This is a genomic window from Achromobacter sp. HZ34 (assembly GCF_002209485.1).
In the GTDB taxonomy this organism is placed as follows: Bacteria; Pseudomonadota; Gammaproteobacteria; order Burkholderiales; family Burkholderiaceae_B; genus Bordetella_C.
Map to the genome: position 1 here is coordinate 382,992 of NZ_NJIX01000002.1, position 20,347 is coordinate 403,338.

17 protein-coding genes are annotated in these 20,347 nt (G+C 65.6%); 12 read left to right on the top strand and 5 right to left on the bottom strand.

Annotation, left to right across the window (positions count from 1 at the left end; all coding sequences use genetic code 11):
- Positions 1 to 5 precede the first annotated feature (5 nt).
- Positions 6 to 980: a D-2-hydroxyacid dehydrogenase family protein gene (locus CEY05_RS08485; RefSeq protein WP_088598054.1), complete on the bottom strand. Its 975-nt coding sequence runs from the start codon at positions 978 to 980 to the stop codon at positions 6 to 8.
- Complete coding sequence (gene acnA / locus CEY05_RS08490; RefSeq protein ID WP_088598055.1) at positions 977 to 3,745, bottom strand: aconitate hydratase AcnA; 2,769 nt, start codon at positions 3,743 to 3,745, stop codon at positions 977 to 979. The genes CEY05_RS08485 and acnA overlap by 4 nt, the downstream gene beginning before the upstream one ends.
- A 272-nt stretch (positions 3,746 to 4,017) precedes the next feature.
- On the opposite strand from acnA, the gene CEY05_RS08495 reads away from it, so the two are divergent.
- From CEY05_RS08495 to CEY05_RS08550, 12 genes are all read left to right on the top strand, one after another.
- The gene (locus CEY05_RS08495; RefSeq protein WP_088598056.1) at positions 4,018 to 4,797 is read left to right on the top strand and encodes a GntR family transcriptional regulator; all 780 of its coding nucleotides are present in this window, start codon (positions 4,018 to 4,020) and stop codon (positions 4,795 to 4,797) included.
- Positions 4,797 to 5,705, top strand: a complete 909-nt coding sequence (locus tag CEY05_RS08500; RefSeq protein WP_088598057.1) for an oxaloacetate decarboxylase — start codon at positions 4,797 to 4,799, stop codon at positions 5,703 to 5,705. The genes CEY05_RS08495 and CEY05_RS08500 overlap by 1 nt, the downstream gene beginning before the upstream one ends.
- Before the next feature lie 22 nt (positions 5,706 to 5,727).
- Positions 5,728 to 6,498 carry an SDR family NAD(P)-dependent oxidoreductase gene (locus CEY05_RS08505; protein ID WP_088598058.1) on the top strand — a complete coding sequence of 257 codons (771 nt, stop codon included), beginning with the start codon at positions 5,728 to 5,730 and terminating at the stop codon, positions 6,496 to 6,498.
- Between the two features lie 126 nt (positions 6,499 to 6,624).
- On the top strand, positions 6,625 to 8,097 hold the full coding sequence (gene tcuA, locus CEY05_RS08510) for an FAD-dependent tricarballylate dehydrogenase TcuA (protein ID WP_088598059.1): 1,473 nt from the start codon (positions 6,625 to 6,627) through the stop codon (positions 8,095 to 8,097).
- Between the two features lie 90 nt (positions 8,098 to 8,187).
- Entirely contained in the window at positions 8,188 to 9,015 is an 828-nt protein-coding gene (locus CEY05_RS08515) for an aspartate/glutamate racemase family protein (protein ID WP_088598060.1), read from the top strand.
- Between the two features lie 2 nt (positions 9,016 to 9,017).
- Positions 9,018 to 10,031 carry a tripartite tricarboxylate transporter substrate binding protein gene (locus CEY05_RS08520; protein ID WP_088598061.1) on the top strand — a complete coding sequence of 338 codons (1,014 nt, stop codon included), beginning with the start codon at positions 9,018 to 9,020 and terminating at the stop codon, positions 10,029 to 10,031.
- A 3-nt stretch (positions 10,032 to 10,034) separates the two neighbouring features.
- Positions 10,035 to 11,408, top strand: a complete 1,374-nt coding sequence (locus CEY05_RS08525; RefSeq protein ID WP_088598062.1) for an MmgE/PrpD family protein — start codon at positions 10,035 to 10,037, stop codon at positions 11,406 to 11,408.
- 124 nt (positions 11,409 to 11,532) lie between these two features.
- Positions 11,533 to 12,099 (top strand): isochorismatase family protein, encoded by a 567-nt coding sequence (locus CEY05_RS08530; RefSeq protein ID WP_088598063.1) that lies wholly within the window; start codon positions 11,533 to 11,535, stop codon positions 12,097 to 12,099.
- A gap of 113 nt (positions 12,100 to 12,212) precedes the next feature.
- A complete protein-coding gene (locus tag CEY05_RS08535) occupies positions 12,213 to 13,229 on the top strand; it encodes a tripartite tricarboxylate transporter substrate binding protein (RefSeq protein WP_158219290.1) in 1,017 nt (338 codons plus the stop codon).
- A gap of 149 nt (positions 13,230 to 13,378) precedes the next feature.
- Positions 13,379 to 14,746, top strand: a complete 1,368-nt coding sequence (locus tag CEY05_RS08540) for an MmgE/PrpD family protein (protein WP_088598065.1) — start codon at positions 13,379 to 13,381, stop codon at positions 14,744 to 14,746.
- Positions 14,747 to 14,749: 3 nt separating this feature from the next.
- Complete coding sequence (locus CEY05_RS08545; protein WP_088598066.1) at positions 14,750 to 16,159, top strand: MmgE/PrpD family protein; 1,410 nt, start codon at positions 14,750 to 14,752, stop codon at positions 16,157 to 16,159.
- 124 nt (positions 16,160 to 16,283) lie between these two features.
- Positions 16,284 to 17,252 (top strand): tripartite tricarboxylate transporter substrate binding protein, encoded by a 969-nt coding sequence (locus CEY05_RS08550; protein WP_158219291.1) that lies wholly within the window; start codon positions 16,284 to 16,286, stop codon positions 17,250 to 17,252.
- A gap of 79 nt (positions 17,253 to 17,331) precedes the next feature.
- On the opposite strand, the gene CEY05_RS08555 is transcribed toward CEY05_RS08550, so the two are convergent.
- From CEY05_RS08555 to CEY05_RS08565, 3 genes are all read right to left on the bottom strand, one after another.
- Positions 17,332 to 18,492: an NAD(P)/FAD-dependent oxidoreductase gene (locus CEY05_RS08555; protein WP_088598068.1), complete on the bottom strand. Its 1,161-nt coding sequence runs from the start codon at positions 18,490 to 18,492 to the stop codon at positions 17,332 to 17,334.
- A 5-nt stretch (positions 18,493 to 18,497) separates the two neighbouring features.
- Positions 18,498 to 18,641, bottom strand: a complete 144-nt coding sequence (locus tag CEY05_RS31695) for a rubredoxin (protein WP_233161486.1) — start codon at positions 18,639 to 18,641, stop codon at positions 18,498 to 18,500.
- A 550-nt stretch (positions 18,642 to 19,191) separates the two neighbouring features.
- A complete protein-coding gene (locus tag CEY05_RS08565) occupies positions 19,192 to 20,346 on the bottom strand; it encodes a lactonase family protein (RefSeq protein WP_088598069.1) in 1,155 nt (384 codons plus the stop codon).
- Position 20,347 lies beyond the last annotated feature (1 nt).

Consider the following 20,347-nt stretch of genomic DNA (forward strand, 5'->3'; position numbering starts at 1 on the left):
GAAACCTACGTGGGCGAGAGTAGCAATCTAACCGGCGCTCCGCCCAGCCAGGCTTCGATGTTCTCGATCGACAGCCGATAGAACCACGCGAAGGTTTCTTCGACGGTGTAGCCCAGATGCGGCGTCAGGAGCAGCTTGGGCTGGCGCCGCAAGACATGATCGGCGGGTAGCGGCTCGATATCGAACGTGTCCAACGCCGCGCCTCCCAGCGGTCCTTTCTGCAAGGCATCCAGCAAAGCATCCTGCTCGATGAGACCGCCCCGCGCCGTGTTGACCAGATAAGCCCCCGGCTTCATCGCCCGCAATTCCGCGCGGCCCACGATATGGCGGGTGCGTTCGCTCAGGACCAGATGCGCGCTCACCACGTCGCTGCGGGCAAAGAGTTCGTGCTTCTCCACACGCTCCGCGCCCGCCGCGCGCGCGGCCTCGGCGGAGAGATTCTGGCTCCAGGCGATGACGTCCATGCCGAAGGCACGCGCGACCGGCACCATGTGCGCCCCCAGCCGCCCAAGCCCGAGCAGCCCAAGCGTACGGCCATACAACGTCCGGCCCACGGTATGCTGCCAACCGCCCGCGCGCATGCCTTCGGTTTCCTGCGGGATATGGCGCATCAACGCCATGATCAGCCCCCAGGCAAGTTCGGCAGTGGCGAACTGTCCAGTCTCTGCCCGCGGAGTGCAGGACACGGTGATGCCCAGCCGCTGGGCGGCCGCCAGGTCGAGCGTGCGATGGTGTGGCCCCGTGACCGCGATGAACTTCAGATTGGGCAGGCGTTCGAGCAGCCCTGCCGGCAGCGCCATGCGTTCACGCATGGTGCACAGCACATCGAAATCGCGCAATCGCGCGGGCGCTTCGTCCGGTTCGATCGCCTGATCGAACACCGTCACATCGCAACGCTCGCGCAAGGGCGCCCAGTCGGCCGCGGCCAACGCCAGGTTCTGGTAGTCATCGAGTATGGCAATGCGCGGACGCGTGCTCATGCCGGCACCTCCTTCAACATATCGCTCAACACCTTGGCCGGGATGCCGCCCGCGGCCATCAGCAAACGCTCCGCCTGCGTCAGCACCTGCGCCCTTACGGTGAAATGGACAATCCGTTCGCCATCGGTCGCGGTCACCTCGATGGGCTTGCCCTGCAGCACGCCGGCTTCGATCCCTTCGAAGGAAAAGCTTTCGCTGCCCGTCAGGCCCAATGCGCGCCAGCCCTGGCCTTTTTCGAAGGCCAGCGGCAGTACGCCCATGCCGACCAGATTCGCCCGATGGATGCGCTCGTAGGATTCCGCGATGACGGCGCGCACGCCCAGCAGGGCCGAACCCTTGGCGGCCCAATCGCGGCTGCTGCCGGTGCCATATTCCTTGCCGGCCAGGATGATGCTTGCCTGCCCTGACTTTCGATACAGCATGGCCGCATCGTAGATGGTCATCTGTGCGCCATCGGGAAAATGACGCGTGACGCCGCCCTCGCTGCCTGGGATCAATTCGTTGTGGACCCGCAGATTGGCGAAGGTAGCCCGCGTCATCACGTGGTAATTGCAGCGACGCGCCACATAGCTGTTGAAGTCCCGCTGCGCCACGCCGTTTTGCGTCAGGTATTGGCCTGCCGGCGTATCGAGCGGAATTTCGCCGCCCGGTGAGATATGGTCCGTGGTCAGGGAGTCGGCAAACGCCGCCAATACGCGGCAATCGCGCAAATCGGCCTGCAGGCCAACCAGTGCGTCCCCGGCCGGGACATCGCGGAAGAATGGCGGCTCCACCAGGTACAAGGATTTCGGGTCCCATTCGAAACGCAGGCCGCTGGAAGCCGGCAGCGCATCCCAATCCTTGCTGCGCACCTTGGCGGGGTCATAGACCGCTTCGTAAAGCGCGCGGTCCGCGGCCACCGGCAACACGGCATCGATATCTTCCTGGGACGGCCAGATATCCCGCAAATAGACGGACGCGCCGTCGGCGTCCTGGCCCAGTGCCTCGTTCTCGAAGTCGATGTCGATGCGCGCCGCCAGCGCATAGGCCACCACCATCGGCGGCGAACCGATGTAGTTGGCGCGCAGCAGCTTGTGGATGCGGCCTTCGAAGTTGCGATTGCCGGACAGCACGGCCACCGCCACCAGTCCATCCTCGCCTATGCGTTCAGCGGCGTCAGCATCCAGGGGACCGGACTTGCCGCCGCAGGTGGTGCAGCCATAGCCGATCACATAGAAGCCCAAGGCTTCCAGTTCCGCGAGCAGGCCCGCGCGTTCCAGATATTGGGTCACCGCGCGCGAACCGGGCGCCAGCGAACGCTTGACCCAGGCCGGCGGCATCAGGCCGCGTCGCAAGGCATTGCGCGCCAGCAGGCCCGCCGCCAGCATCACCGCTGGATTGGAGGTATTGGTACAGGACGTGATGGCCGCCAGAGTGACGGACCCGTGTCCCAAGGTGGCGGCGGCGCTCGCATTGCGCACCAGCGGCGCAGCGGCGGCAGCAGGGGTAGAGGCTGCAGCGGCGGCATGGACAGCGGACCCGGCCGGCGATCCAGCGACCCCGAAACCGCCCTCTTCCTTGGCGCGCGTCAGGCGGGCATGGAAATCGGCCGGTACTTCCGGCAGCGTCAGCCTGTCCTGGGGACGACTGGGCCCCGCAATGCTGGGCGTCGCTTCGCCCAGGTCGATGTCGATGATGCGGCCGTACTTGGGCGGGTGTGCATCGGACTGCCGGAAGAATCCATTGGCATGCGCATAGGCCGCGATGAGTTCCAGTTGCGCCTCGGTCCGGCCGCTGGCCCGCAGGTACTCCAGCGTCCTGTCGTCGATAGGGAAAAAACCGCAGGTCGCGCCATACTCGGGCGCCATATTGGCCAGCGTTGCCCGTTCCGGCACGCTCAATCCCGCCACGGCCGAGCCGAAGAACTCGACCATGCAACCCGCCACGCCCTCGCGCCGCAGGCGTTGCGTCACCAGCAGCGCGGCGTCCGTGGTCAGCGCGGGCGGCCGTATGGAGCCGGACAACCGCACGCCGACCACCTCCGGCACCGGGAACGTATAGGCCTCACCCAGCAAGGCGGCTTCCGCGTCGATCCCGCCCACGCCCCAACCCAGCACGCCAAGGGCATTGATCATGGGCGTATGCGAGTCGCCGCCGATGACGAAATCAGGATAGGCCCACAGGCCATCCGGACGCTGCGTCGTGGCGATGACAGGCGCGGCATATTCGAGATTGACCTGGTGGATGATGCCGGTGCCCGGCGGAAACACCCGCACGCCGCGGAAGGCCTGCTGCGCCCACTTCAGGAAGCGATAGCGCTCGTCATTGCGCTGATACTCCCGCCGCAGATTGAGCGTGACCGCCTGCGCGTCGCCCCAATGATCCACTTGCAGGGAATGATCGACGATGAGATCCACGGGGATATGCGTGTCGACCCGCGCGGGGTCGCCGCCAGCCAAGGCGACCGCGTCACGCAGCGCCGCCAGGTCCTGCAGTACCGGCAAGCCACTGGAGTCGGGCAGGATGACGCGCGCCACGTACAGCGGCAGATCCGCCGCGGTATGGGTCGACCACTCCCACAGGGCATCGATCTCCTCACTGGCAATGGCATCGCCCCAGGCCCGATGGCGCAGCAGGTTTTCCAGGAGTACGCGGACGACATAGGGATAGTCGGCCAGATCGCGCCCGGCGGCTTGCGCGGCGGCTGCCAGATCGACGAAACGCACCGTTGCGCCGGACAGCGCCAGGTCAGCCGCGGCGGGCGCCTGATCGTTCGAATTTTTCATAGCAATGTCTCAACCGTTGCATTTATTACTGTCAACACTTATGCCAATTTATATTAAAAGCGCGGCGCTGTCAGCCTTCACCATTGCCAGCAGGCAGAATCCCGCAGCGCACAAAGATTTCCTGACACCTCTCCTGGGTGAAAGCTGAATTTTCCTTGAAGTTATACTCGTGAGAAGCGGCTATATCGCGTAATCCAGAGGGAGTGTCAGCCACCTCATTGAGCATTAAGGTGTTGACACTTTTCCAAGAACTCCTTTATTGTGTTGACACTATGACCGACAAAACCGACCTCACCATGGTGCGTGACGACTCGACCGGCCCGCTGGCCGATCAAGTGTTCCAACGCATCCTGGACGCCATCTACCAAGGTCACCTGGCGCCAGGCGCCGTGATCAATGAAATGGCCCTGGCGCAGGAATTCGGTGTCAGCCGCGGCCCGGTGCGAGAAGCGGTGCGGCGGCTGCAAGGCATTCAACTGGTCACCCGCGAACCGTACGTCAAGGCGCGCGTCATGACGCTGACGGCGGAAAGTGCGCTGGAGCTGTTCCAGATGCGCATGGCCCTGGAAGGCGTGGCCTGCAACCTGGCCGCCCGGCGCATGTCGGATGCGGATGTCGAGGACCTGTTGCGCGAGCTGGAATTGGACAAGGCGCGCCGCAGGAACCAGGGCAAGGACGGACGCGCAAGCAAAAGTGAACGCGGCAGCGGAAACGAAAGCACCGACGGCGCGGCGTCCCCCGCGGTCTTCGACTTCCACGAACGCATCGTCCGCGCCAGCGGCAACAATCGCATCATCCACGCCCTGTGCGAGGACCTGTATCACCTGCTGCGTGTCTACCGGCGCCATTCGGGCACGGTCCTGGAACGCAAGGACGACGCTTACGACGAGCACTGGCAAATCGCCCGCGCCATCCGCGCACGCGACGGCGACCTGGCCGAATCCCTGATGCGCTCGCATATCGAACGCGCAGCCCGTCATTTGTTTTCCCACCTCGCCGAGGACGTGTCCGGGCCCCCCGGTCGCGCCGCCGTCGGCTTGCGAGAGAGTTAATGGACAAGGAAACCCTGAATCCCCGCCGCCGCTTGCGCGACCTGCTGAACAACGAACCCTTCATCGTGTCGCCCGGCGTCTACGATGGCTACAGTATCCGGCTGGTGGAAGCCGCCGGTTTCAAGACCGCCTGCACCAGCGGCGCAGCTGTCTCCAATACCTTATTGGGCATCCCCGACATCGGCGTCCTCGGCCTGGCCGAGAACGTCGCCCACTGCCGGTATCTGGCGCGCTCGGTGGGGATACCCATGACAGCCGATGCCGACACCGGCTACGGCAACCCCGTCAATGTCTTCCACACGGTACGCATGTTCGAGGAAGCCGGCGTTGCCGGCATCAATATCGAAGACCAGGTCAGCCCCAAGCGCTGCGGCCACATGCCCGGGAAGGACGTGGTCGAAGAAATCGAGATGGTCAAGAAGATCGAAGCGGCCTGCCTGGCTCGGCACGACGACGACTTCGTGATCATCGCGCGCACCGACAGCATCGCGGTCGAAGGCATGGAAGGCGCCATCCGCCGCGCCAAGGCCTACGCCCGTGCCGGCGCGGACATGCTGTTCCCTGACGCCGTGCGCACGGAAGACGATATCAAGCGCATCGTCGACGCGGCCGGCATCCCGGTCACCATCAATATGGGCTTCGGCATCCGTTCGCGTCCCACCACGCCGCTGGTGCCGCTGCCGCGCCTGAAGGAAATCGGCGTCAAGCGCATCAGCCTGCCGCGCATGCTGCCGGCCGCCGCCATCCATGGGATGCAGCAGGCGCTGGGGGTGATGAAGGAAGTCATCAGCACGGGCATCCCCGTCGATCGCCCCGATCTCGTGGTGGGCATCGAGGACATCATGAATGTGATGGGCTACACCGAGATGCGCGCCCTTGAAAAGCAGCTGACCACCTACGACGCCTGACCAAGGCGCGAGAAGAAAAATCATGAGACTGAAAGGAAGAATCGCTGTCGTCACGGGCGCGGCGGGCGGCTTGGGCCGCGCCATCGCCGCCCGTTTCGTCGAGGAAGGCGCCAGCCTCTGCCTGGTGGACCGGCTCGATCCCACGACGCTGGTGCAGACCTTGCGCGAGGCCGGCCACCAGGCCATAGGCATCAACGCCGACCTGACCGACAGCGCGGCGGTTGCGGCCATCATGGACCGCTGCATGCAGGAATATGGCCGTATCGACATCCTGGTCAATCTGGCCGGCGTGGGTTCGCATGGCGCCTGCGCCGACGTCACCGACGAAGAATGGCGCCGCGTCATCGACTGCAATATGACCAGCGTCTTCTACTGCTGCCGCGCGGTGCTGCCGATCATGCGGCAACAGGGCTACGGGCGCATCGTCAACATCGGGTCCGTCATCGGCAAGAACGGCGGTAACCCGCGGCCGTGGATCGATAAGGAAGAACAACGCCGCGCCAGCAACCTGGCCTATGGCGCGTCCAAGGCCGGCATCCATGCCATGACGTATTTCCTGGCCAAGGAGACGGCCCATGAAGGCATCACGGTCAACGCGGTGGCGCCGGGTCCCATCGCCTCCAATGAACGGCTGACCAAGGTATTCCCCCAGGTTCTGAAGGACCTGATCCCGGTCGGCCGCCTGGGCCGCCCCGAGGAAGTCGCCGACGCGGTGACCTTCCTGGCGGGAGAACAGGCGTCCTTCGTTACCGGCGAGGTGCTGGACGTGAATGGCGGCATCTGGGTGGATTGATCGGCGGCAGGAACCCAGCTTTCAGGAAGCGGGCGCCCTGCGCCAGGCTCGCACGAATGCAAGACGACTTCCGCACAGACGGGGGCGGCAAGACGATAACCAGGAATCACCCTGCAAGGAGACAACATGAATACCAAGACCAATGATGCGGCGCGCGAGTTCGACGTCGTGGTGGTGGGCTGCGGCATTGCCGGGCTGTCCGCGGCGGTCGCCGCCGCTGAAGCCGGTGCGCGCGTGTGCGTGCTGGAGCGCTCGACCTTCGAAGAGCGTGGCGGCAATACCCGCTACACGGGCGCCTACCTGCGCATGAAGTCGGTGACGGAGGTCACGGACGACTTCGAAGAGCACTTCGCCGCCAATGCGGGCGGATATATGGACCCCACGCTGGTGGGCGACCTGGCGCTGGACCCGGCCACCTGGTCGACCACGCTGCGCGCCTACAGCTTCACCGATCCCAATGTCGTGAGCACGTTGGCGGAACGCGCTCCGGAGACGCTGGCGTGGATCAGCGGCTTCGGCGTCAAGTTCATTCCCCTCGACGTGCCCTTCCCGACCTCCAGCCAGCCCCGCCTGGTCCCCAGCGGCGGCGGACTGGCACTGATCGATGCCTTGGCGGCACAGTTCGAGAAGATCGGCGGCACCATCTTCTATCGCACCGCGGCGCAATCGTTGGTGACCGATGACGAAGGCCGCATCCAGGGCGTCGCGGCCGTGACCGAGCCCCATCGCCGCGTGACCTTCCGCGCTCCCGCCGTCGTGCTGGCCAGCGGCGGTTTCCAGGGCAACGCCGAAATGATGACCCGCTACGTGGGCCCGCGCTCCATCTTCCTGCGCGGCATGTCCCTGGGCTGCAACTTCAACAAGGGCGAAGGCATACGCATGGCGCTGGATATCGGCGCGGCGCCTTGCGGTGACTTCGGCAGCTTCCATGCCTCGCCCATGGATCCCCGCTCCAACCGCGCGGGTCCGTCGATGTACGTCTACCCCTACGGCATCCTGGTCAACGAGCAAGGACGGCGCTTCGTCGACGAAGGCCCTGGCCATACCGACGAAACCTACGAGGACGTCACGCGCAATATCTCGGCGCAGTCGCACGGCATCGCGTATTGCATCCTGGATGCGAAATCCGACGACCTGCCCAATCTTGCCGTCGCGGTGCGCACGGAACAACCTGCCATCGTCGCCCCGACCCTGGCGGAACTGGCGACCAAGCTCGGGCTGCCCGCCGAAGTGCTGGAAAGCACCGTGGCTGAATACAACGCCGCTTGCCGCCCCGGCGAGTTCAATCCGCGCGACACGGACGGCCTGGCGACGGTGGGCCTGACGCCACCGAAGTCGAACTGGTCGCGCCCGCTGGATCGCGGCCCCTACAAGGCCTACCCCATCATTTCCTCGATCGTGTTCACCTTCGGCGGCTTGAAGGTCAATCCCCAGGCCCAGGTGCTGAACCAGGAAGGTGACGCGATACCGGGGCTGTATGCGGCCGGCGAGACCCAGGGCCTGTATTACGGCAGCTACACCGGCGCCACCTCGGTCCTCAAAGGCGCGGTGTTTGGCCGCATTGCCGGCACCGACGCGGCGGCGCATCGCGCCAGCTGAAGTGGCACCGCCCCGCGCCGGCATCGGTCAGCATAGAACACCCCAATTTTTCTATTACCCGCAAGGGCCCAGCAGAAATCGGAGTACCTCATGTCCATGAAAATCTGGCACCAAAGTTTCACCACCCTCGCCCGCGTGCCGGCTTATGTCGAATCGCTCAAGGCGCACGTACGCAAGGTCGTCCGGGCCGATACCGAAGTCGAAATCCACGGCAGCCATGGCGGCACGCACGGCCACAAGCCCGGCGACGGCCCCAGCACGGACGTGGGCTACGCCTACCTGCAGTCGCTGCACATGCACCAGTTCGCCTACGCCGCCATCCTGGCCGAAGAACGCGGGTTCGATGCCTACGCCATCGCCACCTTGCCCGAACCAGGCTTGCGCGAAATCCGCAGCCTGGTGTCGATCCCGGTGGTGGGCTACGGCGAAGCGACCATGCTCACCGCCTGCCAGCTGGGCTTGAAATTCGGCGTGGTGCTGTTCATCAAGGAAATGATTCCGCAGATCCAGACCAATGTGCGCATGCACGGCCTGCAGGAACGCTTCGCGGGCATCCACTATGTCGGCTTCCCCTCCAGCGATGTGCTGCCCAATTCGGGCATGCCGGAAGCCGCGAAGGAAAAATTCTTCGCCTCCGCCCGCCAGCTGATCGCCGAGGGCGCGGACGTCATCATTCCCGGCGAAGCCCCGCTGAGCGTCATGCTGAAGAAGGAAGGGATCAGCCGCGTGGACAACGTGCCCATCATCGACGGCGTCGCCGCCATGCTGAAGCAGGCCGAGGTGCTGGTCGACCTCAAGCGCCAGCTGGGCATTACCCGCGCCACCAACGGCTACTACCAGGCCCAGCCGCCGCGTGACCGCATCAAGGAGCTGGCCGAGCTTTACGGCATCACGCGCCTGTTCGATACGGATCACTGAGCATGAAAAATCCAGCGATAAGACTCAGGCGCTTGGGCCGGTATTTGAGCCTGGCCGCGCTGCTGTGCATGTCCATGGCGGCAGTGCCCGGACACGCGGAAGATGCGGCGAAAGACTGGCCCAGCAAGCCCATCCGCCTGGTGGTCGGCTATCCACCGGGCGGCGCCAACGACCAGATGGCGCGGCAGTTGGCCCCGCGGCTGGGCAAGGCGCTGGGCGCATCCATCGTGGTGGAGAACCGTGCCGGCGCGGATGGCGTCATCGGCACGCAGTTCGTCGCGCAGCAGCCGCCCGACGGCTATACGCTGGCCCTGGCCGGCATGAGCCCCCTGGTGCTCAGCGCCTATACGTTTCCCCACGTGCCCTACGACGCGCACAAGGACCTGGCGGGCGCCTCCACCCTGGCGACCTCGCCCATGATGTTCGCGGTGAACCCGTCCTTGCCGGTCAAGACCTTCCAGGACCTGGTCGCTTATGCCAAGGCACATCCGGGCAAGCTGAACTTCGCCACGGCGGGCTCGGGCGGATCGACGCGGGTGATGCTGGAACTGTTCAAGCAAACCACCGGCGCCGATGTGCACTACATCAGCTACAAGGGGGCCTCGCAAGGGTTGACGGACCTGCTGGGCGGCAGGCTGGACGCGATGATCATCGATTTCTCGGTGCTGTATCCGCTGGTGCAGCAAGGCAAGCTGCGCGCCTTGGCCACGTCGGGCGCCCGACGCAGCCACCTTCTGCCCGACGTTCCCACGGTGACCGAGCTGGGTTATCCCAAGCTGGCCGCCGGCAACTGGTACGCCGTGGTGGCCCCCGCCGGCACGCCCGCGCCCATCATGGACAAGCTCAACAAGGCGGTGGTGAGCATCGCCGCGTCTGACGACATGCGCAAGGCCTTCGACAGCATGAGCGTCGAGGCGATGACGCAGACCAACCGGGCGGATTTCAGCCGCTTCCTGCAATCCGAGTTCGACCGCTGGGGCCATGTGATCCAGGCGGCGGGCATCAAGGCGGAGTAAGACGTGAGCGCAGCCATCGATAACGCCCGTCAGGCGTCGGGCAATGCTGGTGAGCGGATCGCTCGTTATGCCGCGACCGCCAGCCAGCGGCTCTTGCCGGCGGAATGCCAGCACGCGGCGCGGCGTGCCCTGCTCGATACGCACGCCTGCGCGATCGCCGGCCTGCGCGAGGACGCCGTCACCATCGCGTCGCGCTATGTCGAGCCCTTGGCCGGGGCAGGTAAAGCCAAGGTGTGGGGTCAGGATCGCTATCTGCCCCCGGAAGCGGCTGCCTTCTGCAATGGCGTGGCTGCCCACGTCCTCGATTACGACGACGTAATGACGCCCATGCGCGCCCATGTCAGCGCCACGCTGGTGCCGGCGCTGGCAGCCCTGGCGCCCGGTGTGAACGCCAGCATGGCAGGGTTCGCCGCCGCGTATGTGGCGGGCTTCGAGATCATGGCCAAGTTCGCCCGCGCCATGGCCCTGCCCCACTACACCAAGGGTTGGCATTCCACGTCCGCCTTGGGCATCCTGGGAACGACGGCGGCTTGCGGCGTGCTGCTGGGCCTGGACGCGACGGCTCATCGCCACGCACTGGGCCTGGCGGTGGCGCAGGCAGCGGGCACGCGGCAGAACTTCGGTTCCATGGCCAAGTCCTTCCAGTCCGCGCATTGCGCGGCGGCGGCCGTGCGGTCCGCCGTGCTGGCCAGCCTGGGCATGACGGCCGACGCCGATGCGATCGACGGCAAGTATGGCTACATGGCGCTCTATGCCGGCCGCGAAGACCTGTCTGGCGTGCTGGACACCCTGGGCGCGCGGCCGCTGGAAATCCTGGGCATAGGCATAGACGTGAAGAAGTACCCATGCTGCTATGCCCTGCATCGCGGCATCGATGCCCTGCTCGCCCTGCGGGCGGAGCATGGGCTTACCCCGGATGCCGTCGCAGACGTCCATGTCCTGACCAGTGCCGGCGGCTTGCAGGCGCTGATCACCGCGCTGCCTACCGACGGCCTGGAGGCCAAATTCAGCATGGAATACGGCATGGCCTGCGCCCTGCTGGACGGATCGGTGGGATTAAGCAGCTTCACTGACGCGGCAGCGCGGCGGCCGGAGATACATGCGCTGATGCCCAAGGTGTCGATCACGGAGGCATCCGGGCCGATACTGCCCCGCTGGTCGGAGATCACGCTGTCGTTACGGGACGGTCGCAAGGTGCAGCGCCGCGTGACGGTGGCGCGCGGCGACGCGGGCGATCCCTTGAGCGACCGCGAGCTGGTCGACAAGGCGAGCGGCTGCTATGAATATGGTGGCGTCGCCGTCGACGGTGCGCGGCACGCGCAAGCACTGCTCGATATGAACACTGAACCTCTTACACCCTGGCTGGACGCGATCTAGCGGAACCGGCGTGACGCAAGACAGTCCTATAACAGCTTAGACCTATCGACGGCATCGCTTACCCGCCGCCGTCGTCATTCAAACGCGCCAAGCAAGGCGCCTTTCGCAGAAGGAAACACTCATCATGCCCTTGACCGCATTGGATCCCAAGACCGCTCTCGTCGCCATCGACCTGCAAAAAGGCATCGTCGCCATGCAAACCACGCCGCCGTCGGCTGACGTCGTCAAGGCGTCCGCTGAACTGGCCAAGGCTTTTCGCAAGAAGGGCCTCCCGGTCGTCTGGGTCAACGTCGCCGGTGGCGCGCCTGGCCGCACGGACGCACCGCGCCCGACCGGTGAACGCCCCGCCGACTGGGCCGAACTGGTGGCCGAACTCGGCGTCGAAGCTTCCGACCACCGCGTCACCAAGCTGCAACTGGGCGGCTTCGCTGGTACGTCGCTGGACCAGTACCTGCGCCGCAAGGGCGTGACGCAGATCGTGCTGGTCGGTATCTCTACCAGCATCGGCGTGGAATCCACCGCGCGCGCCGCCTACGACAACGGCTACAACGTGACGCTGGTGACGGACGCCATGGCCGACCGCGATGCCACCATGCACAACCACAGCATCGAGAAAGTCTTTCCCCGCCTGGGCGAACGCACCACGGTGGCGGAACTGACCAAGGCGTTGGATGGCCTTAAAACCGCCTGACGGATGCGACCACGACCCGTGGCGGATACACGTAGTTGAAACGCGGGGCGAAAACAGCCTGATAAACGTGTTTTAAAAAAACACGCACTGAGATGCGTGTAGGAGGAGACAACATGGCTTCCATCTCGACGGGGGCGTTGACTGCCCCTTCATGCATCGCACGGCGCGGCGGGATCATCGCGGGAACGATCCTGGCCCTGGCCGCGGCCTTGCCTTTTCAACCGGCGGCCGCGGCGGACTATCCGTCGGGGCCCATCCGCCTGCTGGTGGGCTATACCCCGGGAGGCGCCAGCGACATCGTTACGCGCACCGTTGCCACTGCCCTGGGCAAGCAACTGGGCCAATCCGTGGTGGTGGAGAACAAACCTGGCGCCGCTTCGAACATCGCCAGCGCATTCGTGGCGTCATCCAGACCCGATGGCTACACCCTGCTGCTGGGCACCATCGCGACGTCGATCAATCCCAGCCTGTACAAGAATCTGTCCTTCGACCCGCTCAAGAGTTTCGTGCCGGTGAGCCAGGTGGCGTCATCGCCCTTCATGCTGGTCGCCACACGCCAGTCCGGCATCACATCGGTACCCGACCTCATCGCCAAGGCGCGCGCGGCGCAACCCAGCCTGACGTATGCCAGCGCCGGCATCGGCTCCGGCGCCAACCTGTTCATGGAATACTTCCGCGCCAAGGCGGGCATTTCGCTGGTGCACGTGCCCTACAAAGGCACGGTCCCGGCCATCACCGACATGCTGGGCGGACGCGTGCCCCTGACGTTCGACAACATCATGACCAACCTGCCCCTGGTCAAGGAGGGCAAGTTCGTGGCGCTGGCCGTGAGCACCAGCACACCGGCCGACATCGCGCCCGACGTGCCGCCCTTGGGCAAATTCATCCCGGGCTTCGAAGCGACCGCCTGGTTCGGTTTGTTCGCACCAGCCGGCACGCCGCCGGAAGTGATCGACAAGTTGAATGCCGCCACGGTCAAGGCCATGCAGGATCCCCAGGCCCGCGACGCCCTTGCCAAGATGGGTGCGCAAGCCGTGACCTCGACGCCCGCCGCGTTCGCCAGCTTCTACAAGAACGAAATCGACAAGTGGGCAACGGTGGTGCGCAGCGCGGACATCAAGCCGGAGTGACAGCATCCAGAATTTCCACTAAATGGAAATGCTGAAGTGACGGCAGGGGCACGCGACTCTATCCTGTGAACACCCATTAAAGACTCGCGCATCATCGCAGCGGGCATGCGACCCGCCGTTCACGCACTGAAGGATCAGAGGAAGACTCGATGGACCAAGCACTTGATCAAATCGCCAAATTCGCCGCCAACGTACGCTCCGAGGACGTACCCGCCAATGTCATCGAACATGTGACCGGCATCTTCGTCGACTCCATCGCCTGCGCGATGGCGGCGCGCGATTGCCCGGGCGCCCGCGCGGCAGAGGCCATCGCCGACCTGCCTCGCGGCGCGGGCGGCACGGTCATCGGCAGTTCCGCCGTCGTCACGCAAGACATGGCGGCGTTCTGGAACACCTCGATGATCCGCTACCTGGATTACAACGACACCTTCACGGGAGGCCATCCCAGTGACATCCTGGGCGCGTTGATCTCGATCGCCGGCGCCCGCCGCCTGCCCGGCCGCATCCTGCTGACCGGCATCGCCGTGTCCTACGAGGTGTTCCATCGCATCTCGCTGCGCCATCGGTCCTATCGCAAGGACAAGGGCTCGCTGGTCGACTATCTGTCGATCGACCAGGGCTTCGCCGTCGCGGTCGGCACCGCCGCCGGCATCGCGCACATGCTCGGCTACGACGAAGCGCGCACCCGCACGGCGGTGTCGCTGGCCGCCACCAACGGGCTGCCCTTGCGCGCCGGCCGCGCCGGTGAACTGTCGCACTACAAGGGCGTGGCGACGGCGGTCAGTACCCGCAGCGCCGTCTTCGCCTGCCAACTGGCCGAAGCCGGCCTGACCGGTCCGTCGGATCCTTTCGAAGGCCGTCACGGCTTCATCGAAGTGATGGAAGGCAAGGCCGGCCCGATGAATCTGGAGCCCTTCGGCGAATGGGCGGTGCTGCGTTCGGGCCTGAAATATTTCCCCGCCACCGCCAACTGCCAGATCGGTATCTGGGCGGCCCTGAAGCTGCGCGAAGGCCTGGACCTGGGCCAGGTCAAGGAAGTCGTGCTGCACACGTCGCGCTTCCTGCATCACGAGTCCGCCAGCGAGCCGGCCAAGTTCGCGCCGACGACGCGCGAGACCGCCGATCACAGCCTGCCCTATGTGGTCGCGGTCGCGCTGCAGGAAGGCGGCGTCACGCTGGCCGCCTATACCGACAAGGCCCTGGCCGATCCGAAGGTGCGCGAGCTGATCAAGAAGATCACCGTCGTCGTGGACGACAAGATCGAAAGCGAATGGCCCGGCATCATCCAGATCCGCGCCACGGTGAAACTGGCCGACGGCACCAGCCGCGAAGTCCACGCCCAGGATCCCAAGGGCACCTGGCGCACCCCGATGAACCGCGACGACATCAAGGTCAAGTTCCATCATCTGGTGACGCCGGCCCTGGGCCAGAAGACCGACAGCGTCTTCGACCAGGCCTGGGCCATCGTCGACAGCGCCGACTGCACGCAAGTCTTCGCGCAACTGGTGACCGAGTAAACGATGCCCCACAACCACGATCTACCCATCACACGCGGGCTGGCGGACTACATTGCCGGCGCCGACTTCAAGACCCTGCCGGAAGCGGCCATCGACGCCGCCAAGGTGGCGATACTGGATGGCCTGGGCTGCCTGGCTGCCGGCAGCCTGGAACCCGCCCCCAGCATCGCCCGCGCCGCGCTGGGTGACGAGACGTCCGGCTCCTGCACGGTGGTCGGCACGACCATACGCGCCAGCGCCGCTACCGCCGCCCTGCTCAATGGCATCGCGCTGCACGCGCTGGACTTCGAAGTCCAGGGCATGCCGCCGGCGCACGGCACTTCATCGATACTGCCTGGCGTCTTGGCGCTTTCCCAGCGCTATGCCGTGGCGCCTGAAAAAGCCATCCTGGCGTACATCACCGGTTGGCAGGTGCAGCAGCGGGTGCGTACCGCCGCGCGCGACTGCGGCTTCCGTGGCTTCCATCCACCGGGCGTCGTCGGCCCCCTGGGCGCCGTGGCGGCGTGCTCGGTGATCCTGAACCTGTCGGCTGACGAGGTAGCGGGCGCGATCGGCCTGGCGGCGTCGCGCACCGGCGGCCTGTTCGCCAATAACGGCAGCATGGCCAAGCCCACCCATCCCGGCAATTCGGCACGGGCGGGGGTGGAATCGGCCTTGCTGGCGGCCAAGGGGATGTCCGGCAACAAGCGCATCCTGGAGATGCCGGGCGGGCACTTCGAATCGTTCTTCGACGAACGCTTCCGTCCCGACGAAGTCCTGGGCGGCCTGGGCGAATACGCCATCGTCACGCCCGGATTCACGATCAAGCGCTACCCGTCCGAGATCTATATGCAGTGGGTCATCGAGGCCTGCCAGCAGTTGCGCAAGCATCCGAAGTTCAAGCTGGGCGACGTGGCCGAAGTGATCGTGGAGCCGCCGGTGTATCGCACGACGCTGTCGCGCCCGCATCCCGTGTCCGGCCTGGACGGCAAGTTCAGCTATGAGTACGCCGCGTCGGTGGGTCTTAGCCAGGAGGCGGTGATCATTGCCACGTTCGATGACGAGACCGCGTTCAGCGATCCCGTCCAGCGCCTGCTGCCCCTGGTAAGGCTGGTCCACAACAAGGACATTCCGCAGACGCTGGACGCCATGTGGACGCGGGTGACCGTGAAGCTGGCCGACGGCACCGAGCTGGTCGAGCGCTGCGACCGTTTCCCCGGTTGCCCCGAACGGCCCATGACGCGCGAGCAGCGTCATAGCAAGGTGACCGATTGCCTGGTGACGGGTGGGCTGAAAACCGAGGAAGCGCAGCGTTTGATCGATCTGGTGGAACGGCTTGAAACCCTGGCCTCGTGGGAGCCGGTGCTGGATTTGCTTGGCCGGGTCGGCCTTGAAGGTGGCCATGGCGGCCACACCAAAGGCCACGCGGCATAGGTGCGGCGGACAGCCCCGCTGCCCTGTCGGGGTTCATCACGGTAATCACCTGCGTGTTCCCCGCGGTATCGACACGAGCCGTCCGGCCTGGAGCCGGGCGGCCTATAACGATCCAGGAGACAACATGAAATTCTTCCGTCCTTTGTTCCTCGCCATGGCCTGCCTGGCCGCGGGCGCCGCCGCCGCGCAGGACTATCCGAACAAACCCATCCGCATGTTCATCCCGGCCGCGCCCGGCGGCGGTGTGGATTCGGCCGGCCGCATCCTGGCCACGTACCTGACCAACAAGCTGGGCAAGTCCGTGGTACCGGAAAACCGCGCCGGCGCCGGCACCATGCTGGCGTCCGACTCGCTGGCGAAGGCGCCGGCCGACGGCTACACGATCCTGCTGGTCACCACCAGCCACACCGTCAACGCCGCGGTGCGCAAGAGCCTGCCCTATGACCCGGTCAAGGACTTTGCCGCGGTCTCGGAAGTGGGCTACACGCCTGATGTGCTGGTGGTCAATTCCGAATCGAAGATTCATTCGGTCGCCGAACTGGTCGCCGCGGCCAAGAAGGCCCCAGGCAAGCTGACGTTCGGCTCTTCCGGTCCGGCCACCCTGTCGCAGCTGGAACCCGAACTGCTGAAGGACGAAGCCGGCATCGACCTGCTGCATGTCCCTTATCGCGGCGGCGTTCCCGCTGTCACGGCGGTGATCAGCAAAGAGATCGACATGCTGTTCCTGGGCGTGGTCGCCGTCGCCCCGCACATCAGTTCGGGCAAGCTGCGCGCAATCGCCACCACCGGCAAGAACCGCATCCCCATGCTGAAGGACGTGCCTACCATGGCCGAGCAGGGCTTCCGCGATTGGGACACGGGCATCTGGTACGGCGTGGTGGTACCGGCCGGCACGCCGCCGGCCGTCATCGCGACACTGAACAAGGCCATCAACGAAGCGCTCAAGGATGAAGACGTCCGCCACAAGCTGGCCACGGTCGGCATCGAACCCGCGGGGACCACGCCGGAACAGTTCACCGCGCTCATGAACAGCGACATTGCGCGCTGGAAGAAAATCGTGGAGAAGCTGCCTCAGTTGAAGAGCAATGACTGAGGTCTGACGCCCTGCGCCAGGCAAAGGCAGAAGAAGGTAAAGGAAGGGGACGGCGGCGCGCAGCCACCGTCCCCTTCGTTCAGCCAGCCTCCGACAAGCGCTTGGTCAGCGCGGCACGTTCCTGCGTGGCGGCGCCCAGCAAGGCGAAGCCCAGCAAGTTGCCGTCGGCGCCCACATACAGGGACCGCACGCCATCGGCGGCCACGGCCGTGTTCCACTGCCCGCCCGCATCCAGCGGCGGCGCGGCCACGATGGTCGGGCAGGCAGGCGTCTTGATCATCACCGGCATGGGCGGAAAATTCGCCGGCGTCGCGACGCCGGTCAGCGATACCGCCAGGGCACGCGCGGAGTGCATGATGGGCAGCACATAGGGCATGACCAGCCCGTCGATCTCCGCGCAGTCGCCCAGCGCGAAGATATTGTCGGCGCTGGTACGCAGGTGCCGGTCCACCACGATGCCGCGGTTGGTCACGATGCCGGCGGCCTCGGCCAAGGCGGTGCGCGGCCGCAGCCCCACGGCGGACAGCACCACATCGGTGGCGAATTCCTTGCCATCGGCCAAGGTCACACGCAATGCGCCATCCGTCCCGCGATCGACGGCCACGACCGCGGTGTCGAAGCACCATTCCACGCCCAGGCGCGCCAGGGCATCACGCAGGAATGCGCCCCCCTCGGCCGGCACCAGCCGCGACAGCGGCAGCGCGGCGGTGTCCACCACCGTCACGGCGTGGCCGCCGGTGATCAGGTCGTTGGCGAACTCGCAGCCGATCAGGCCGCCGCCGATGATCGTCACGTGGCGCTTGCCGTCGATCAGTTCGCGGAACCTGGCATAGTCGGCCAGATCGTTGACGGTAAGCACGGTATCGGCAGCGTCCCCGCCGACGGGGACGCTGATCTGGTCGGCGCCCAACGCCAGCACCAACTGCGAATAGTTCAGCGCTTCCCCGTCGACGCGCAGGCTGGCGGCCGCCGCATCGATAGCGTCGACCCGGACATTGGCGCGGATGGTAGCGCCAAGCTGGGCGCTCATCTGCTCGGCATCGGCCATGGGAATGCTCGCCGGCAGCTTCTTGCCCGCGATGGCCGTGGAAAGCTGTGGCTTGGGATAAGAGTGCGCGCTATCCGCGGCCAGGAGCACCAGCGGAATTTCACGGTCGAGCTTGCGCATTTCCCTGGCGACGCTATAGCCCGCCAGCCCCGCGCCGATGATGACGACGGGTTCGGTATTCTTGAAAGTCATTGAATTCAGAGTTCTGCCATGACGAAGTCGGATTTGGAAGCGCCGCAATCCGAACAGGTAAAGGATTCCGGAACATCTTCCCAGCGAGTCCCGGGAGGAATGCCTTCTTCCACCAGGCCCGCGGCCTCATCATAAACAAAAGCGCACAGGACGCACTGCCAGACCTTGAATTCCGTGTTCGGTGCCCGCTCCGCCGTGGCAGTGGCGGCTCCCTGGCGAGGCAGGCTCAGGACCAGGGCGTCCAGGCCCGAGGAGCCGGCTTGAAGCTCGAACGCCGCGTCGCCAGGCTGCAGGAAGATGACGGTGATGGCGTTGCGCTGCACGCCTTCGTGGATCAGGCTGCCGCGCAGAACGACCAGGTACTGGCCGTCGGTGCCCGCCGGTGAGGGAGCCATCAATCTGGCACCGGGCGCCAGCCGCACTGCCTGCGCGTCCAGGCCGTAATTATCACGCACGCCGGCAACAGGCTCCATGGCCCCGCCTTCGGCAACTTCGGGGAACTGGATATCCGCGCCTATCTGCCAGGGATGGCGATCCTGCACGCTGTCCAGCCGCGCGCGGCTTTCCGGCATGAACTTGGCCCCGTTGTCGCTGCGGCTGCGCAGCGTCAGGAAGGCACAGCCCGCCTCGGATGCCAGGATGGGACCGTAAGGGGTGTGCTTGCGGGCGAAGTGCAGCTGGAGAGGCTTGATGGGGTGCTTACCGTTCGTCCCGCCGCCCGCGGTGAAAATCTGGAACTCGTCCTCGTCGTGGTAGTGCGTACGCAGGTTGCGGTGGGGGCCTTCCTCCACCAGCATGGCCTGGGCGGTGATGCCCTGCTCGGGATTGGCGACGATGAATTTCGATCCAGCTGGGCCGCTTGCCTGCTGGATAGCGCTTGAGCAGCGCAAGCTCCCCCGTGGCGGGCGCCAGCGCATAAACGCTGATGCGATTGCTGTTCTGCCCCGCGCACACCAGGAAGCGGCCGCTCGGGTCTATGGCGAAGCCGCGAGGGTAATCTTCCACCTCGAAATCGCCCACGCGCGTCATCAGGCCGGTGCCGGCATCGAGACGGAACGCGGTGATCGTATCGGTCTTGCGCACGCTGGCGTAGAGCAACGCCCCGTCCGGCGTGAGGTGGATATCCGCACCCATTGCCCTGCCGGAAAAGTCCGCGGGCACGAGCGATTCATATTGCAATTCCCGCAGCGCCCCCGTCACGCGGTCGACACTGTACGCAGCGACCGATCCGGCATGCTCGTTGACGCAGTAGAGCCGGTCCAGGGTCGGATGGAAGACCAGGTGGCGCGGACCGGATCCGGGACGCGTGGCGACGGCGGCCGTGGCGGCCGCTTCCAATCGTCCGGTGTTCTCGTCCAGGCGATAGACCAGGATGGTCTCGCCATCCACCGACGTGGCGTAGACGAATCCGCCGAACGGCGCTTCGATGATGCAGTGCGCCTTGGGCGGCGTAGTCAGCGTCTGCTGGCACGGCACCGCAATGCGCCCGTCAGCCTCGATGCGATTGACCGTCAGCAAGGCGCTGTCGTAGGAAGCGCCCATCAGGAACCTGCCGTTGCGCGTGGGCGCCAGATAGGCCATCGGCGCCGGCATGGGCTGGGTCTCGATCAACGCCAAGCTGCTGGTCACGGGATCGAGGGCGAACGCCGACAAGGGAAACGGATCGATGCGGATCTGGGCGTACAGCACCTTGCCGTCGCGCGACCAGGCCAGCGGGATGTTGCCGCGCGTCGGCGCGCCGGTCCCCGGCACGTCGACGACTTCCAGCAATTCCAGTCCACCGCTTGCCGGATCCATCAGGAACGCATGGATCTCCCGGCTTTCCGACGAAGAAACATGGACGAGCAAGGACATG

Coding starts and splice junctions, on each gene's coding strand:
- tcuA (WP_088598059.1), top strand. CDS start 6,625: ATGAATACCAAGACCAATGATGCGGCGCGCGAGTTCGACGTCGTGGTG.
- CEY05_RS08485 (WP_088598054.1), bottom strand. CDS start 980: ATGAGCACGCGTCCGCGCATTGCCATACTCGATGACTACCAGAACCTG.
- CEY05_RS08555 (WP_088598068.1), bottom strand. CDS start 18,492: ATGACTTTCAAGAATACCGAACCCGTCGTCATCATCGGCGCGGGGCTG.
- CEY05_RS08520 (WP_088598061.1), top strand. CDS start 9,018: ATGAAAAATCCAGCGATAAGACTCAGGCGCTTGGGCCGGTATTTGAGC.
- CEY05_RS08515 (WP_088598060.1), top strand. CDS start 8,188: ATGTCCATGAAAATCTGGCACCAAAGTTTCACCACCCTCGCCCGCGTG.
- CEY05_RS08495 (WP_088598056.1), top strand. CDS start 4,018: ATGACCGACAAAACCGACCTCACCATGGTGCGTGACGACTCGACCGGC.
- CEY05_RS08530 (WP_088598063.1), top strand. CDS start 11,533: ATGCCCTTGACCGCATTGGATCCCAAGACCGCTCTCGTCGCCATCGAC.
- CEY05_RS08535 (WP_158219290.1), top strand. CDS start 12,213: ATGGCTTCCATCTCGACGGGGGCGTTGACTGCCCCTTCATGCATCGCA.
- CEY05_RS08565 (WP_088598069.1), bottom strand. CDS start 20,346: ATGTCCTTGCTCGTCCATGTTTCTTCGTCGGAAAGCCGGGAGATCCAT.
- CEY05_RS08500 (WP_088598057.1), top strand. CDS start 4,797: ATGGACAAGGAAACCCTGAATCCCCGCCGCCGCTTGCGCGACCTGCTG.
- CEY05_RS08540 (WP_088598065.1), top strand. CDS start 13,379: ATGGACCAAGCACTTGATCAAATCGCCAAATTCGCCGCCAACGTACGC.
- CEY05_RS08505 (WP_088598058.1), top strand. CDS start 5,728: ATGAGACTGAAAGGAAGAATCGCTGTCGTCACGGGCGCGGCGGGCGGC.
- acnA (WP_088598055.1), bottom strand. CDS start 3,745: ATGAAAAATTCGAACGATCAGGCGCCCGCCGCGGCTGACCTGGCGCTG.
- CEY05_RS08545 (WP_088598066.1), top strand. CDS start 14,750: ATGCCCCACAACCACGATCTACCCATCACACGCGGGCTGGCGGACTAC.
- CEY05_RS08550 (WP_158219291.1), top strand. CDS start 16,284: ATGAAATTCTTCCGTCCTTTGTTCCTCGCCATGGCCTGCCTGGCCGCG.